11 protein-coding genes and 4 pseudogenes are annotated in these 15,787 nt (G+C 36.7%); 5 read left to right on the top strand and 10 right to left on the bottom strand.

What is annotated here, in order from left to right:
- A pseudogene (locus BM097_RS16445) lies at positions 1-197 on the top strand (IS4 family transposase); the annotation flags it as partial.
- A 236-nt stretch (positions 198-433) separates the two neighbouring features.
- On the opposite strand, the gene BM097_RS15070 reads toward BM097_RS16445, so the two are convergent.
- Together BM097_RS15070 and BM097_RS15065 are read right to left on the bottom strand one after the other, a co-directional pair.
- A complete protein-coding gene (locus BM097_RS15070) occupies positions 434-1,735 on the bottom strand; it encodes a sensor histidine kinase (protein WP_090552259.1) in 1,302 nt (433 codons plus the stop codon).
- An 11-nt stretch (positions 1,736-1,746) separates the two neighbouring features.
- Complete coding sequence (locus BM097_RS15065) at positions 1,747-2,463, bottom strand: LytR/AlgR family response regulator transcription factor (RefSeq protein WP_090552255.1); 717 nt, start codon at positions 2,461-2,463, stop codon at positions 1,747-1,749.
- A 207-nt stretch (positions 2,464-2,670) separates the two neighbouring features.
- Here BM097_RS15065 and BM097_RS15060 point away from each other — a divergent pair, with 207 nt between their 5' ends.
- Positions 2,671-5,673, top strand: coding sequence for a glycoside hydrolase family 3 protein (locus tag BM097_RS15060; RefSeq protein WP_090552251.1), 3,003 nt, complete (start codon positions 2,671-2,673; stop codon positions 5,671-5,673).
- Positions 5,674-5,741: 68 nt separating this feature from the next.
- Here the strand turns inward: BM097_RS15060 and BM097_RS15055 are convergent, their stop codons facing one another.
- On the bottom strand, positions 5,742-6,644 hold the full coding sequence (locus BM097_RS15055; RefSeq protein WP_090552248.1) for a LysR family transcriptional regulator: 903 nt from the start codon (positions 6,642-6,644) through the stop codon (positions 5,742-5,744).
- 148 nt (positions 6,645-6,792) lie between these two features.
- Between BM097_RS15055 and BM097_RS15050 the strand changes: the two genes are divergently transcribed.
- Positions 6,793-7,905, top strand: coding sequence for a 5-methyltetrahydropteroyltriglutamate--homocysteine S-methyltransferase (locus BM097_RS15050; RefSeq protein WP_090552245.1), 1,113 nt, complete (start codon positions 6,793-6,795; stop codon positions 7,903-7,905).
- Positions 7,906-8,012: 107 nt separating this feature from the next.
- On the opposite strand, the gene BM097_RS15045 is transcribed toward BM097_RS15050, so the two are convergent.
- Positions 8,013-9,551, bottom strand: a complete 1,539-nt coding sequence (locus BM097_RS15045) for a methyl-accepting chemotaxis protein (RefSeq protein ID WP_090552242.1) — start codon at positions 9,549-9,551, stop codon at positions 8,013-8,015.
- Positions 9,552-9,836: 285 nt separating this feature from the next.
- Here BM097_RS15045 and preA point away from each other — a divergent pair, with 285 nt between their 5' ends.
- On the top strand, positions 9,837-11,330 hold the full coding sequence (gene preA / locus BM097_RS15040) for an NAD-dependent dihydropyrimidine dehydrogenase subunit PreA (RefSeq protein ID WP_090552238.1): 1,494 nt from the start codon (positions 9,837-9,839) through the stop codon (positions 11,328-11,330).
- A 609-nt stretch (positions 11,331-11,939) separates the two neighbouring features.
- The gene (locus BM097_RS15030) at positions 11,940-12,419 is read left to right on the top strand and encodes a flavodoxin family protein (protein ID WP_090552232.1); all 480 of its coding nucleotides are present in this window, start codon (positions 11,940-11,942) and stop codon (positions 12,417-12,419) included.
- 45 nt (positions 12,420-12,464) lie between these two features.
- On the opposite strand, the gene BM097_RS15025 is transcribed toward BM097_RS15030, so the two are convergent.
- From BM097_RS15025 to BM097_RS15000, 6 genes and pseudogenes are all read right to left on the bottom strand, one after another.
- Positions 12,465-13,424: a tyrosine-type recombinase/integrase gene (locus BM097_RS15025; protein ID WP_177197484.1), complete on the bottom strand. Its 960-nt coding sequence runs from the start codon at positions 13,422-13,424 to the stop codon at positions 12,465-12,467.
- A gap of 295 nt (positions 13,425-13,719) precedes the next feature.
- Positions 13,720-14,070, bottom strand: coding sequence for a cupin domain-containing protein (locus BM097_RS15020; RefSeq protein ID WP_090552225.1), 351 nt, complete (start codon positions 14,068-14,070; stop codon positions 13,720-13,722).
- Positions 14,071-14,112: 42 nt separating this feature from the next.
- Positions 14,113-14,556 (bottom strand): annotated as a pseudogene (locus BM097_RS15015) (radical SAM protein); the annotation flags it as partial.
- 30 nt (positions 14,557-14,586) lie between these two features.
- Positions 14,587-14,898, bottom strand: a pseudogene (locus BM097_RS15010) (DUF5131 family protein); the annotation flags it as partial.
- Positions 14,895-15,332 carry a radical SAM mobile pair system MarR family transcriptional regulator gene (locus BM097_RS15005; RefSeq protein ID WP_090552222.1) on the bottom strand — a complete coding sequence of 146 codons (438 nt, stop codon included), beginning with the start codon at positions 15,330-15,332 and terminating at the stop codon, positions 14,895-14,897. The gene BM097_RS15005 and the pseudogene BM097_RS15010, both read right to left, overlap by 4 nt.
- A gap of 164 nt (positions 15,333-15,496) precedes the next feature.
- Positions 15,497-15,787, bottom strand: a pseudogene (locus tag BM097_RS15000) (ATP-binding protein); the annotation flags it as partial.

Genomic DNA, 15,787 nt, shown 5'->3' with positions numbered 1-15,787 from the left:
AACAAAGAAAATATACATATAAAGCCAACTTTTCAGTTGCTGCTCACATGTGCAAAAAGTTTTACCGCGGTATTACATCTCCACCTGATTTAGAAACCATCATATCAAGAAATCTTGTACCCATTAGACCAGACCGACATCGTGAAAGATACCAGTCAGCAAGAATCTTTAGAGGTTTCTTATATAGAGTAGCATAAAAATGAAAAGTTAAAAATGTTATTTAGGCAGATATACAATCTGTCTTCTTTTAATGTCTAAAAAAGGAAAAAACGAGATTGAAGCATATCACTTCAATCTCGTTTTCTTCATCGTAGCCTCCACCGCAATGTTAACTTAATGACATTGTCCCGGGGGCTGGGTCTTTTTTGTGGTGCGATGGCAGTGTCTTGGTGTGTTTTCGTCTGTGACACTGCCCGCGGCCCATAGAAGCTCGCTATTTCATAGGTATCATAAACTTGGCTTTGAAATAGCTGCCTTCAATGGATGTGCCTAATATTCCATCATTAGAATTAAGTGCTTCCTTAACAATCTTGAGCCCCAATCCATGATTAATCTTATCAATCTTTGTGGTTTCTAGATTTGGGTTGGCCGCTAACACATTTTCAGATATTTTATTTGAAATTTCGCAACTCAAATAGCCTTTTATGCACTTGATTACAATGTGAATATCCGGGTGGTCCACATTTTCACAAGCCTCAAAGGCATTGTTAAATAAATTCAAAAAGATGGTACAAAATTCATCATCATTAATTGGTAGTTCAGAAGGCAAAAGTATTTCTGAATACACTTTTATTCCGTGCTTCTGAGCCTCAGATATTTTACGATTTAAAATGTAATCTATCATGGAATTACCAGTGGAAATAGCAGAGATACTTTGGATTTTCGCTCCAATTGTTTCATCCAAATAAGCCTGAAGCTTATCATATTTTTGCTCATTCAACAGCGTCTGAATATACAAATAATTATTCTTTAGTTCGTGACGTTCTTTCTTAATACGTTCTTCTAATTCCAAAGAATATCTGTATCTAAATACCTGAGCCTTGGTTTCGGTAAGGGCTTTATCCAATCGTCTTTGCTCATCATTGCTTATCATAAAGGTTGAAAACAAATCGTAGAAAATTGGCAAAATAGGAATGATAAGAAATGCTAAAATAGCCTCCTTGTATTTATCCCAAAATGAAATATTCATAACACCAAGAAGATAATAAGCACTAAGGCTGATAGGCAGATATAATATTGCATAATATCTAGGATGAATGTTGGTTTTATTAATTAGTAATGGCCAGTTGATAAAGATAGCAGCTAGCAGTATAAGCAGGCCCACAAGTATAAGGAATAATATAATATCGATAATCTGATATTCGACAGCAGGAATTACACTTTCATTCCTGTATATAGGAGAGCATACCATTTTAGCCAGCTGAATGAATGCCATAAAAAATGAAATGTATACTGTTTTGGAAAGAAAATCTCCCTCCAAACATAAGTGGGAAAATAGAAGAGCGAGTGGTAAAGAAATAATATAAAAATACCAGTAAGGTCTATCATAATCCCAAAATGGAAGAATATAAGGAATGTATTTCAGAGTCAAAAAAACGCCCATAGAAACTATAAAATAACTTGCAGTTGTCCAAGGTGTTTTCTTTTTTGGAAATAGTAAATGGAGCATATATATAAGCATAGTAAAATGAATAATGCCTTCAATTTCCCATTCTCTAAATATCTGATATAACATAACGTCTCCTTTTATGACATAGAGTAATTTATAAATAATTGTTTTAAAGTATCGCTACTGCCTCGGCTTATGGGCAGCTCTTCACCACTGGTTAGAATAATACTATTTTTGGTGATTCTGAATATATAATCCATGTTTACAAGAAAGCTTCTATGAATTCTTACAAAATGAAAGCTGCCAAGTTTTTCTTCTAAGTCCATTAGCTTCATTTTTACAGTAGAATCACCAATTGTAGTAACGATTTTGCATTCTTTTCTTTGTGCTTCGACATAGATTATGTTTCTTGCATCAAAGGATAAAACATCGCCACCATTGTTTTCTATAATGGTAAATGTCTGAGGTGAACGTCTTTTAAGTTCATTGATTATGAAATCCACCAAAGACGGGCAAAGCTCCTTCAATTCGGATTTACGAATAAATCGAAATGGCTGAACCTCAAAGGTTTGAAAGACTAACTCTTCTTTATTAGAAATAAAAATCACAAGAGCATCTTTGGATAATTGCCTTATCTTTCGGCAAACGGATATGCCATCGATGTTTGGCATTTCAATGTCCAAAAAAATAATGTCATAATTAAAATGACTTTCAAACATAGACAGAAAATCTTCACTATCTGTAAAAAAATCAAAGGCAACTGCTGTATTAGCTTTTGTAAATTCGTCAGCAAGCATAGCCTTTGTGGAATTTAGAATATCAAGTTCGTCATCAACAATTGCAGCCTGATACATAAGACCTCCAAAATCATTTAATAAAGCTAGGACTTCTTGCTGGCAGATACTGAAATTGTCAGCAAGAATCTACATATGATTATACTTAATAGATTAGTTTCTTGCTAGGAGCATTCCGTACCATATTTTTGCATTTCGTACCAAATCCCAGTTTCAATCAAATTAGATGATAATGTATATCTATCTTAATTATTAGGAGGATGTTTTATGAGCGTGAAAAAATTCACCAGACTATGGACAATCATTATTGCAGTAGTTACTGTACTTGCAATAGTTGTTAGCATCGTTCTTACAGGCCCATTATACACTGTTATGAACATGTATTTTGGAAAGGGCGAAGCGGTTATTAAACAAAACGAGCTTGCCAGCTCCCTAGACGGAGATTATTACAAGCTTGAACACGAGGATGAAGATAGTCTTCTTAGCGCCAGCGCAAAAAAAGCTGAGCAAGTAGAAGAGGAGGGAATTGTTCTTCTTAAAAATGATAATCAGGTTCTTCCACTTACATCTGAAGAGACAAATGTATCTTTATTCGGAAGAACATCAGTTGATCCAGTTTACACAGGTGCAGGAAGTGCGGCTACAGAAAGCTCTCCTGTAGATTACAAAACAGCATTTGAAGCAAATGGCTTTAAGGTAAACGAAAGCCTTTACGATTTTTATGCAAACCATGAAATCACAACAACTCCGGTCAAAACAAAGATGCAGACTGGAATGGGAGAGATGGATGTTGAATATACAGGTCGTGGTTTCATCTCCTCTATGGGAACAGCAATGTTTACAGGCGATATCATCGCTGAAGTTCCAGCAAAGGATTATCCAGAAGATTTAAAGGATAGCTTCACAACATACGGTGATGCAGCAATAGTATTCATCGGCCGTGTTGGTGGCGAAGGTTGCGACCTTCCAACAGATATGTCTGAGTATGATGTAACAAAAGAGGACAAGGACAAATCTTACCTTGAATTAGACAGCCGTGAAATGGACATGCTTTCTTATGTCAAGGCTCAAAAGGATGCTGGTGCAATCAAAAAGATTGTTGTTGTTCTTAACACAGCAAATGCTATGGAGCTTGGCTTCTTAAATGATGAGGCCTACGGAATTGATGCTGCTGTTTGGGTAGGCTGTATCGGTGACCAGGGTGCCAACGCCGTGGCTAAGGTTTTAAACGGAACTGTTAATCCATCAGGTAGAACAGTTGATACTTTTGTAAGTGATTTAACAAAGGATCCTACCTATGTTAATTTCGATGATACTTTCTACAACAATATTGATGGAAGTATCGGTGGATATGAATCTGGTAGATTCAACGAGTATGAAGAAGGTATTTACGTTGGTTACCGCTATTACGAAACTGCGGCAGCCGAGGCAATGGATGGAAACTATGATGGTTTTAATTATGACGAGGCTGTAGTTTATCCATTCGGTTATGGTTTATCATATACAACATTTGAAAAAGAATACGAAGGAACTCCTAGCTACAACGATGGCACATTTACATTCAATGTTAAGGTTACTAACACAGGTGATGTGGCAGGAAAAGATGTAGTTGAAATCTACGAGGAAAGCCCTTACACAAAGGGTGGTATCGAAAAGAGCAAGGTTGTTCTTGCAGGATTTGCAAAGACTAATGTGATTAATCCAGGCGAATCTGAAGACTTAACTATTGAAGTAAAGGCTGAAGATTTAGCTTCATACGATTACAAAAATAACAAGGCTTATGTGCTTGACGAAGGTGAATACAAATTCTACCTCAGCGACAACTCACACAGTTGGGCTTCAATAGATGCAGAAGATTCATCGAAGGTGTACACACATGATTTCGATGCATGGGTATTTGATAAAGACAACAAGCGCAGCACAGATTTAATCGCAGCAACAAATCAGTTTGATGATGTATCTGCAGAGTTTGTAGATACTCCAACAGAGGGTAAACCTCTTAACTTCTCAAGAGCTGATTTTGCAGGAACATTCCCTACAGCTCCAACAGAAGCTGATATGACAGCAGAAGATTACATTAAAACAGCCCACGAAACTGTTTATGATGAAACCACAAATAAAGAAACTGGTAACGTAGAAGGAAGTGTGGCTTACACTGACAAGATGCCTACAACAAAGGCAAACAACGGAATTCAGTTAGTATCATTAAGAGGTTTAGATTATAACGACCCAGCATGGGATTTATTGTTAGACGAGCTTGATATGGCATCTGTTGCTAACATGCTTGCAAACGCTGGATACAATACAGCTGAGCTTACAGATATTGGTAAACCAGCTACACTTGATTATGATGGCCCTATGGGATGGTCTACATGGGTATCAGCATCTGGCAAGGATGCAATCTGCTTAGGCTTCCCGGCAGAAGAAGTTCTTGCCGCTACATGGAACGAAGCATTAGCTGAAGAAATGGGACAGATTATTGGCGAGCAGGGTCTCTACAACGGATTTAACGGTTGGTATGCTCCAGCTATGAACACACACAGAAATGCTTTTGCTGGACGTAACTACGAATATTATTCAGAAGATGGTTTACTTGCTGGTAAGATGGCAGCTTCAGAAGTAAGCGGAGTAATGAAGTACGGTTCTTACTGCTACTTAAAGCATTTTGCACTTAACGATAAAGAAGATGGTAGAAATGGTATTGCAACATGGGCTAACGAGCAGGCAATACGTGAAATATATCTGAAGCCTTTCGAGGTTGCAGTTAAAGAAGCAAAGGCAGATGTTAACTATTACGACGAAGATGGACAGCTTCAGACATCTACAATCAAAGCAGCAACTGCAATCATGAGCTCATACAACAGAATTGGTTGTACATGGTCAGGCGCACGCTATGGACTTATGACAACAATATTACGCGATGAATGGGGATTTAATGGCGCTGTACTTACAGATTATTACGGCGGTAGCGCATACATGGATCCAGATTCAGGAATTCGCGCTGGAAATGATTTAATGCTTAATACTTTTGCTGATGGTAGTCTTTCAGACCAGAAGTCAGCAACAGGTGTGGCAGCTATGAGAAGAGCAGCACACAACACTCTTTACATGGTTGTAAATTCAAATGCAATGCAGGGCATTGTACCTGGTTCAACAGTAACCTACCAGCTTGCAACATGGCAGAAATGCTTAATTGCAGGTGATATAGTAGCAGCAGCTATCGTTATTCTTGGAATCGTATTAATTCTTAAGAAGAGAAAAACTGCATAACATTCTCTTAAGGCTCTTTGTGTAAACGAAGAGCCTTCTTCTTATTTACAAGCGAAACAGATAATGAATTAATAAAAACAAAAGCTTTTAAGAATATCAATGTATTGCTGGGTTAAAGCTGATTGCGGTATGCCTGAAGGCAAAATATATCCAATTTCCATATAATCATCTATATCAAGTGGTTTTGCAATGATATGAGGGCCATTAAGTTCCTCACTGATGACACCGCTACAAATGGTGTAACCGTTGAGTCCAACTAACAAATTAAAAAGTGTGGCGCGATCCCTGACAATGATTTCCTTGTCTGAGTCGATGGTACTGAGGATTTCCTCGGAAAAATAAAAGGAATTATGGCTTCCTTGTTCGTATGCAAGTCTTGGGTAAGCTGCAAGATCATTTAAAGTAATAGTTTCTTTAGCTGCAAGAGGACTATTTTTGCCAATGAAAACATGAGGCTTGGCTTTGAAAAGTGGGCTGAATAATAAGCCGTGGTCGCGAAGTGTTTTTCGAATGACGGTCTCATTAAATGTATTGAGATATAATATTCCAATCTCGCTTCTGCGATGAGCTACGTCGTCGATGATATCATAGGTCTGGGTTTCCCTCATATGAAACTCATATTTTTCGCCACCAAAGGTTTTTAGCAATTTGACAAAAGCCTCTACTACGAAAGAATAATGTTGGGCTGAGACACAAAAACGCTGTTTACCATGGTCGGCACCTGTATATCTCTCCTCGATAAGGTTGGCCTGTTCTAGAAGCTGTCTTGCATATCCTAAAAATTCATCTCCTTCTGGAGTAATTTCTATTCCCTTATTCGAACGATGAAAAATAGTAATGTTGTATTCTTTTTCTAAATCTTTTATGGCAGCGGTCAAACTGGGTTGGGCTATAAATAGTTGCTTTGCGGCCTCTGTGATGTTGCCAGTTTTAGCAACTGTTACAGCATACTTTAATTGTTTTAACGTCATTTCAACACCTCACTATAAATATTAATTTATATAATAGTCTATTCCATAGATAAAATCTATGATGATAAGATACTTTTTTGTATTTTGCCTATTGACTCAATAGGCATATAATTCAGCTAAATATTAATAGCAGAGAAGGAGAGAGATAATGAGTTTTGTAAATATTCCAGGGAAGTATGATTTTGTAGGCAGTTTTTTAAGACCACAGGCGTTAAAGGACGCTAAAGTTTTATATCAAAATGGTAAGATTTCAGCGGAAGAGTACAACAAGGTGGTGGAAGATGAAATTACAAAGGTTGTTGCCAAGCAGAAGGAGTTAGGATTTCACATTATTACAGATGGTGAGTTTAGACGAAGCTTTTGGCATTTAGATTTCATGTGGGGTCTCGAGGGGGTGGCTCATGAAAACAATGGCTCAGGAGTGAAGTTTGACGCGGAGTTAGCACTTTTGGATGATACATTTTTAGTAGGAAAAATAAGAGCTAAGGCACATCCATTTGTAGAGTATTTTAAGTTTTTAAAGCAGTTTGAGGATGAAAATACAATCGCTAAGTACACTATTCCAGCGCCTGCGCAGACATATCAGCAGATGATAGTACCGGGTAATTATGAGATAACACGAAAATTTTATCCATCGAATGAAGAACTAATTCATGATATAGGAGTTGCTTATCAAGATATTATTAAGCAATTCTATGAGGCTGGATGCAGAAACTTACAGTTAGATGATTGTACCTGGGGTGCGATAGTTGGTGATGCTGCAAAGCAGAGATACAAGTCTCTTGGAGTAGATTTGGAGGATGTAAAACAACAGCTTTTAGACGTAAACAATCTAGCTTTAGAGAACAAACCTGAAGACATGGTTATAACATCTCATATCTGCAGAGGAAATTATCATTCGACATTCTTTAATAGTGGTGCTTATGATTCTGTTGCAGATTATGTTTTTGCGCAGGAAAACGTAAATGCGTTATTCTTAGAATATGATGATGCTAGATCTGGCGGATTTGCGCCACTTGCCAAGGTGTCAGCAGATAAGAAAGTTGTGCTTGGATTAATAACAACAAAGACACCTAAGCTGGAGGATAAAGAAACAATTAAAAAACGTATTTACGAAGCAGCTAAATATATACCGCTCGAAAGATTGTGTTTAAGCCCTCAATGTGGTTTTGCTTCTTGTGAAATTGGAAATAAGCTCACAGAAGAAGAGCAGTGGGCAAAGCTTGCATTGGTAAAAGAAATTGCCGAGGAAGTGTTTTAAAGTCATTTACTTTATTAAAGCCTCGAAGTCAACAAAGGCTTCGAGGCTTATTAAAATCAGTATTTTAGGACTTATTATATGCTGCTAAAAGATAAAGCTCACAAGATTTAGCTATTTAATAATTTAGAAATTTCATCCACCATATCGTTAATAGTTTTGGCTTGATTAGCAACTTCTTCTGTATTTTTAGCATTGTTTTCAGCCATAGCTCTTATAGAAACGAATTGTTGATTTTCATCTCTAATACTTTCGGCAATATCCTGATTGATATCTACAGTTTGTTTTATGATATCAGATTGACGCTTGATGGCTTTGTTCATTTCTGAAACCGCAGCAACAGAATCATTAAGCATTACACTCATGTCTGCTACATCGCCAAAGACCTTCTTGAATTGTTCATTTTGTTCTTCAAGCTTTGAGGCGTTTTTCTCAACCTGGCTTGTAATTTCCTTTACATTCATTTGAACTCTATCAATTACTTCGCCAACATCATTTAATGAACTTGATGTACTTTCTGCAAGTTTACCAACTTCTGTTGCCACAACTGCAAAACCCTTTCCAGCTTCACCTGCACGTGCTGCCTCGATTGACGCATTCAAAGCAAGTAAACTGATTGAAGAAGATATTCCCTGAATAAGTTCCAATGTAGTTCCGATTTCTTCAACTGCATTTGACAGACGTTCTGCAATATCTGTTGTGGTGGCCATTGAATCTGAAACATCAGAGTTAATTCCTTGTAAATCATTAAGAGCTTTTTCATTTTCGTTTGATTTAACAAGTAAATTATCTGAGGTATTTTCTACCTTCTCAACATTTTCGATTACAATACTTTCTACATCACTTAGTTCTGAAAGATTTGCCATACTGTCATCAGCTTTGGTACCAAGCATATTACTATTCTCTACTAAATCATCACTTGTGGCTGATAATTCTTCAGCTGAAGCACTTTCATTTGAGGCGATATCAAGTAGTGTAGTACCTGCTGAAACCATCTTTTCAGAAATAGACTTTACAGCATTCATTACACCAACAACCTTCCTGTTGTTTTCTTCAAGTTCATCTTTTTTAGCATTTACAAGGAAATAAGAAACAAAGAAAACAAACAATGTTATGCCGGCCAAAGATATAGTTAATCCAACAATACACATTATTATATCAGTCACATATAATTCGTCTTTTGCAGGAAGAAGTTGTGAGCCTCGAACTATCCATCCACTAATAAGGGAAATAATACAAATTCCTCCGGTTGCCAATAACTGTTTTATATCAAGGAAAAATCCGATTAGTGTGAGAAAGAATGCTAAGAATCCCCAGAAATTTCTAGTTGGGCACATATAAACAATATAAGTCCATTGAATAATAAGTACGCCCGAACAAAAAATTTTACCTAGCTGTAATTTCCCGTCTATTAGATAGCCCTCTTCATCAAATGATGTTTTTAGTATAAGCATTCCACAAATTAAAAAACAAACATCCATAAGGGCGAAACAAATTACAGCAATCCATTGCATATCTTTGTAAAAGCCTAACAATTTCTCAGTAATGAACATACATGTTGCAAACATACATGCTCCTGTCAACGCTATAATACCCCATTTAAATACCGCTGAAAGATATACTTCGAATGCTGATTTCTTACTACTCATGTACTAAAACCTCCTTACATTATCATTAAAAGTAATTTTATCAGCAGATTATGATAAAAGTGTTAAACATTGTTGTAAAACTTGTAGGATAATTAAAAAATCCATAGCTGGGTGTTTGATGTCCTCCTATCTGTTCATTTCTTTCTCTAGTAGTAGCTCCTTCCAATAGATTAATGCCCTTTAACATGGCATTTACATATTTTTAACATATAAATTTTATACACTATGAGTGTGTAACCATAAGGGGGAAAAAGATAGCTAATTTGAACCCGAGGAGGTATTTGTATGCTAATGAATGATTATATTAAACGTTCAGATATGATTTCTTGTTTGCTGTGTAAGGATGCGCCATGTAGTAATGCTTGCGAAAAATGTAATCCCTCAGATGTCCTTAGAAGTATTTGGTTTGACAATCAGGATGTCGCTTCCTTAAAGCTTCCTATTGATAATCCATGCAGGGATTGTGATGGAGGGTGTGAAAAAGCTTGTGTTGCAAAGGACAAAGTTAGAATTAAAAATATCATGAACATCCTATATGATGAAGTTAGACCAGTCACAGAAATAGCTTTACCAACAGATGAAAATAGGTTGAAATGCGATATGTGTGGAGTTCCTTTGGAAAATCCGTTTATTCTGGCATCTTCTGTAATTGCTTCTACATATGACATGTGCGCCAGAGCATTTGAGGCAGGGTGGGCTGGTATTTCGTTTAAAACTATTTGTTCTTTAGATATACACGAAGCTTCACCAAGATTTTCAGCTATAAAAGGGGCAGATGGAAGCATAATCGGATTTAAGAATATAGAACAGCTATCGGATCACAGTGTGGCAGAAAATATGCACATTTTTAGGGAGCTAAAAAAGAATTATCCTACAAAATTCATTTTGGCATCGATAATGGGAAAGGATGAGGCTGAATGGGAATCCCTTGCTAAGGAATGTGAGGATAATGGTGCAGATGCTATAGAACTGAACTTTTCATGTCCTAATATGATGGAAGGAGGACTTGGTTCTGATATAGGACAGGTGCCCGAGCTGGTGGAAAAATTTACCAGAGCTGCCAAAAGAAGTACCACAATTCCGGTATTAGCAAAATTGACGCCAAACGTTGCGACAATGTCACCTGCGGCGGAAGCTGCATTTAGGGGTGGTGCTGATGGTATAGCAGCTATTAATACGATAAAGAGTGTTATAGGTGTCAGCCCTTATACGTTTGTTTCGGCACCAGCAGTCAAGGGGAAGTCTGCTCTTGGAGGCTACAGTGGAAATGCAGTAAAGCCTATTGCCCTTAGATTTATTGCCGAATTAGGGCAAAACAAAACAATCAATGGTTTACATATAAGTGGCATGGGTGGAATAGAAACCTGGAGAGATTCACTTGAATTTATTCTTCTTGGGGCGGGTTCAATCCAGGTCGCTACTGCTGTAATGCAATATGGATACAGAATCATTGACGATTTAAAGGCTGGATTGAATTATTATTTGACACAAATGGGAATTGCATCTGTTAAGGATATTGTTGGGGCAGGTCTTGAATCTATTAGTAGTACAACTGATGTGTTGGAGCGAGATACTATCTTGTTTCCAACATTTGATACCAATAAATGTAACGGCTGTGGTAGGTGTGTAATTTCATGTGATGATGGTGGACACCAGGCAATTAAGTTTGAAAATAGGATTCCTAAATTAGATGGTAGGAAATGCGTTGGATGTCATCTGTGTCGTTTAGTTTGTCCAGAAAATGCTATTTCGCAAAGCAAAAAGAGAATAGGCTTATGAGCAGTTTGAAGTAAAGGCACAAATCTAGGAAATTCCATAAGTACGTTTTTATCTATCTGCTTTTTCTGAAACCATATCAAGTAATGCATATGGTATCAATTCTTCGGGATTTTTGGATGGATTAATCCAGTCTGCAATTTTATCCTTTGGTAGCAAGTGGTATCGTTAATTTTCGTGGGTATAATTATGTAGACTACAAACATTATTCCAAACATAAGTTCCGAATAAATGTTTGTAATTTAATATTACACCCTAACATTGAATTGAGTCAAGGGCAGTTGTATATTGTATTTTCAAGGTTTATGAGGTGTCCATTTTATTGGAATGATATCGACAGGTTCATCGAAAGAGATGCTAGAAATACTAGCTGAAATTGTATGGTTCGTAGAATTTATTACTATGCGTTCGAAAATCAGTTTTTCTAATGAGGGTTTCATAAAAATAAATGTCGAGGATATTGCTTATGTTCAATACCTCAAAATACCTTCACGAGGTGGAGGCCTAATTTCAAACCCGGGCTTAAGCTAAGCTTGCCCGTTTATTTATATTTGCTGCATGGCTTCGGCTGTGCAGCTTTTCGATTAAAAAATGTGGGGAGGAAATTATTACATGAAAACACTTATAGTCTATTATTCACATGAAGGAAATACTGATTTTGTAGCAAAGAAAATTGCAGAAAAGACTGGTGCTGATTTGCTAAAGCTTGTACCAGTGAAGAAATATCCTGAGAAAGGCTTTGCAAAATTCTTTTGGGGTGGCAAGAGTGCAGTTATGGCAGAAACACCTGAGCTTGAACCATATGTTGTGAATTTAGATTCTTATGATCAGATAGTATTTGGATTTCCAGTATGGGCTAGTAATGTGACTCCACCACTTAGAACATTTATAAAAGATAATCCTGGTATTAAAGAAAAGAAGATTGCAGCCGTTGCATGTCAAAGTGGAGCTGGAGCTGAGAAAGCATTTGAGAAATTGAAAGATAGTATCGGCATAGATACATTAGCTGCTACTCTTATTCTTATTGATCCAAAGGATAAACCTAGTGATGATAATGATATAAAAATCGAGGAGTTTTGTAAGGGAATCTAAGATGGTAATGTAGAATATTAACTCATTGGATAATTGCAATATCTATTAGCTAAAGAATGTACTTGCCGCTTCCGCTGCAGCATCAATTCTAGCTTCTTTATCCGAAATATAATGCTTAGAGGTATCAATATTGCTATGATGAAGGGCATCTTTGATTGCATAGATATCCTTTGTTTCTGCATATACTTTTGTAGCAAAAGTAGCTCTCATCTTGTGAGGAGAGTATTTATCAGATAAACCTGCTGCCTTGCAATATTTCTTAAGCATTTTTTGTACCGCATTTACGGACATTCTTTTGCCCTGGGTTGAAATAAACAGAGCATTTTCATTAGGTGAAGAGAGCAGTAGTGGGCGAGAAAATTCGATGTAATCAGCTACAGCATTATATACGGGAGCAATTACACGTACCTTATCATAATCGCCACCTTTTCTAACAATACTGAAATAAACTTTGTGTTCATCAGTAGTATCAATATCTGAAAGATTAAGTCCCACAAGCTCTGAAACACGCATACCCGTGCCAAGCAATACCATGATAATGGCCATATCTCTATCAACCATGCGTTTATTGTAAGCCTTGGCATGTTCTGAAATCTTATCCTGTTTTTGTATACAATTTAATAAAGCTGAAACTTCTGAATCACTGAGCTTTACTACATCTCTTTCGTGAAGCTTTGGACCTTCCACGAGAAGTGTAGGATTGTTTTTGATTGCACCAATAGCCAGGTAATACTTATACATGGTCTTAAGCACAGAAAGCTTTCTGCGGCGTGCAGTTTCACTTAGCTTGATTCCATCCTCAGATTCAGCAATATATCTTTCAATCTGGGTCATTCTGATTTTATCTAAATCAGTAACCTGGATATCCTTGACATTTTCTTTTTTTAGAACTACAGCCATGAATCTTAGGAATACATTTATTTCATACATATACCCAAGGATTGTGTTTGTAGAACGATTTCTTGAATCCAAATGGGTATGAAAATCCTCTAAGAACTCTGGCATATCATTTAAGAGCTCATTTATCTTTGTGTTATTTTTAATGTCTTGTTCGTTTCGATACTCATTACTCATGAGTATATTATAAAACATGTGTTATTATTATGCAAAACATTTATTTAACAGAATGATAGATTTTTATTTTTACGGCCCTCATGATAATATTGACTGCGTTTTGGATTCTGTGCTAGATGATGCACTACTTTTTTCTGAATCTGGGGAAGGGAATTTTATAGATTTAATCAATACAGTTGGAAAAAATTAAGGCATCCTAATTTCAGGATGCCTTTTGATAAGCAAATTACATTATTGCATCAGTTGCTGTATATCCAGTTAATGAATTAGCCTTTACCTGAATACATGCATAGCTGATTCCGCAATCTTCAGCAGCAAAGAATTGTCTTCTTCCAGCTGGTGAAATCTTTATATAATCACCTTGCTTAAGCTCGATTGTCTCATCATCTACAACGGCCTTTCCCTTACCAGATAAAATAATATAAATCTCTTCATTCTCCTTATGAGAGTGTACAAATGGTACAGAAGCTCCTGCTGGTAGATTGTTAACACTAACCTCTGCTCCTGTAAGCTCTAACTTATCGTGAAGTTCTGTTCTTGCATCCTCTGTTACTGAAATCTTTTTAAAATTAGACATCTTTATACCTCCATATCGTTGTAACTATCTTTGATACAACGCATCGAGAGTATTGATTGACCATGATACTGTAAGTCTGCTATTTTCATTGATCTCTTTTAGCAGATCCAGATCTCTTAGTACAAGGTCTGACTTTGTACAGATAAGTATGTCCGCACCACTGTCCTTTAGTTCTTCCAGAAGTCTTCTTGTATTTTTATATGTTTTCTCAAGCGGATTATAACCATCCGTAACTGTTCCAATGATCACCTTCTGGCCGGCATACTTCTTTGGATTCTTTATTTCAGGCCAGTCTTTCACATCCATGAAAGTTCCCCATTCCTCCGTATGCCCTGTAAAGCGTTTCATAAAAGATGCGTAGCAGTATTTACAGGCATGGGGACACCCCACATAGGGATTCACCGAATATCCTCCAATAGGAGTATTCGATTTTGTCATTACACTTTTTGTTTCTATATGATTTACTTTGATTTCTGGTTGTTCCATATCCTCTGTTCCTCCAACACTTTGTTAAAAAAAAGAAAGAAGATCCGGTCGTTTGGTAAGAAAAAGAAACTGGTGCTGAGGATTCTCTGCTATCTTTTTAAAGACTTCCTCTCTCCATTCCTCATGCCAGCCCGAGAGATCGCTCATGCCGGTCAGCAGAAAATTCTGCGGCTTTTTCTTTTCCATCATACGAAGCTTTCCCTGAAAAAACTGTGGCTTTTCAAAATCATCTATGATGTGATAACGCCTCGTATTGTTTCTGGCATAGCAGTACGGACATCCAACAGTGCACCCTATAACAAGATTCATGTTCTGAATCTGATCTTTAATACAAATACTCATTTGTCACTCCATTCCTCAAGGTTTACCCTGATGCGGTTAAGATACTTTTCAAACTGAAGAATCTCTTTATCCGTAAAATCACGATAATAAATATTCCCCATCTCATTGGATACGGAGTCATAAGCTTCTTTAAGTTCTTTGGCTTTATCTGTGAGGAACAAAAGAGTTTTTCTCTTATCAGCTTCATCAGTTTTGCGGCTTATCAGTCCGTTTTTTTCCATCCGCTCAAGCATGGTTGTAAGTGAAGTAATTGCAAGTCCGCTTTTCTCGGAAATAATTTTAATAGGAACACCATCTTCCTGCCATAAGACATAAAGAATCCTTCCCTGAGCTCCGTTAAATGCATCAATGTTTTTTTCTGCCAGTATCCTTTCAAATATACGATCACCCAGCTGTTTTATTTTTGTAACAAGAAATCCACCATTTGTCTTCATAATTAAATACTCCTATATCGTAGTTTTATACTACGATATAGGAGTATTTTTGTCAAGCACTCATATCATAACTTCGAGATTTTATGTTCTATCATTCATTTCGAAAAACTTGAATTTGCCACGCTCTTTCTTTAGCAAAAGAGCCCTACAAGCTGCGAAATTTGTTAATTTATTTTCTTTAAATACTCTTTCATCTTGAATGCACAAAAATATGGAAAAGTATATATGTTATTTGCATTACCAACATTGAAGTCTCCCAGCTTTATCCCATATGAGATATCGCTATAGTTCTCATTTTTTATCAACGAAGATAATGATTTTGACTGGTCACTATTTGACTTAACTTCGACTGGAATCAAATTATTCTGAGTCCTTACAAAGAAATCTTCCTCTAATGTTGAGTTTTCTTTCTTATAATAAAAGAGTCCTAAACCTTGCTTAACAAAAGCCTCTGC

This window comes from Pseudobutyrivibrio sp. OR37, from assembly GCF_900113655.1.
GTDB lineage: Bacteria > Bacillota > Clostridia > Lachnospirales > Lachnospiraceae > Pseudobutyrivibrio.
Note: the sequence above shows the minus strand (reverse complement) of the source record. Positions and strands in the feature narration are given on the sequence as shown.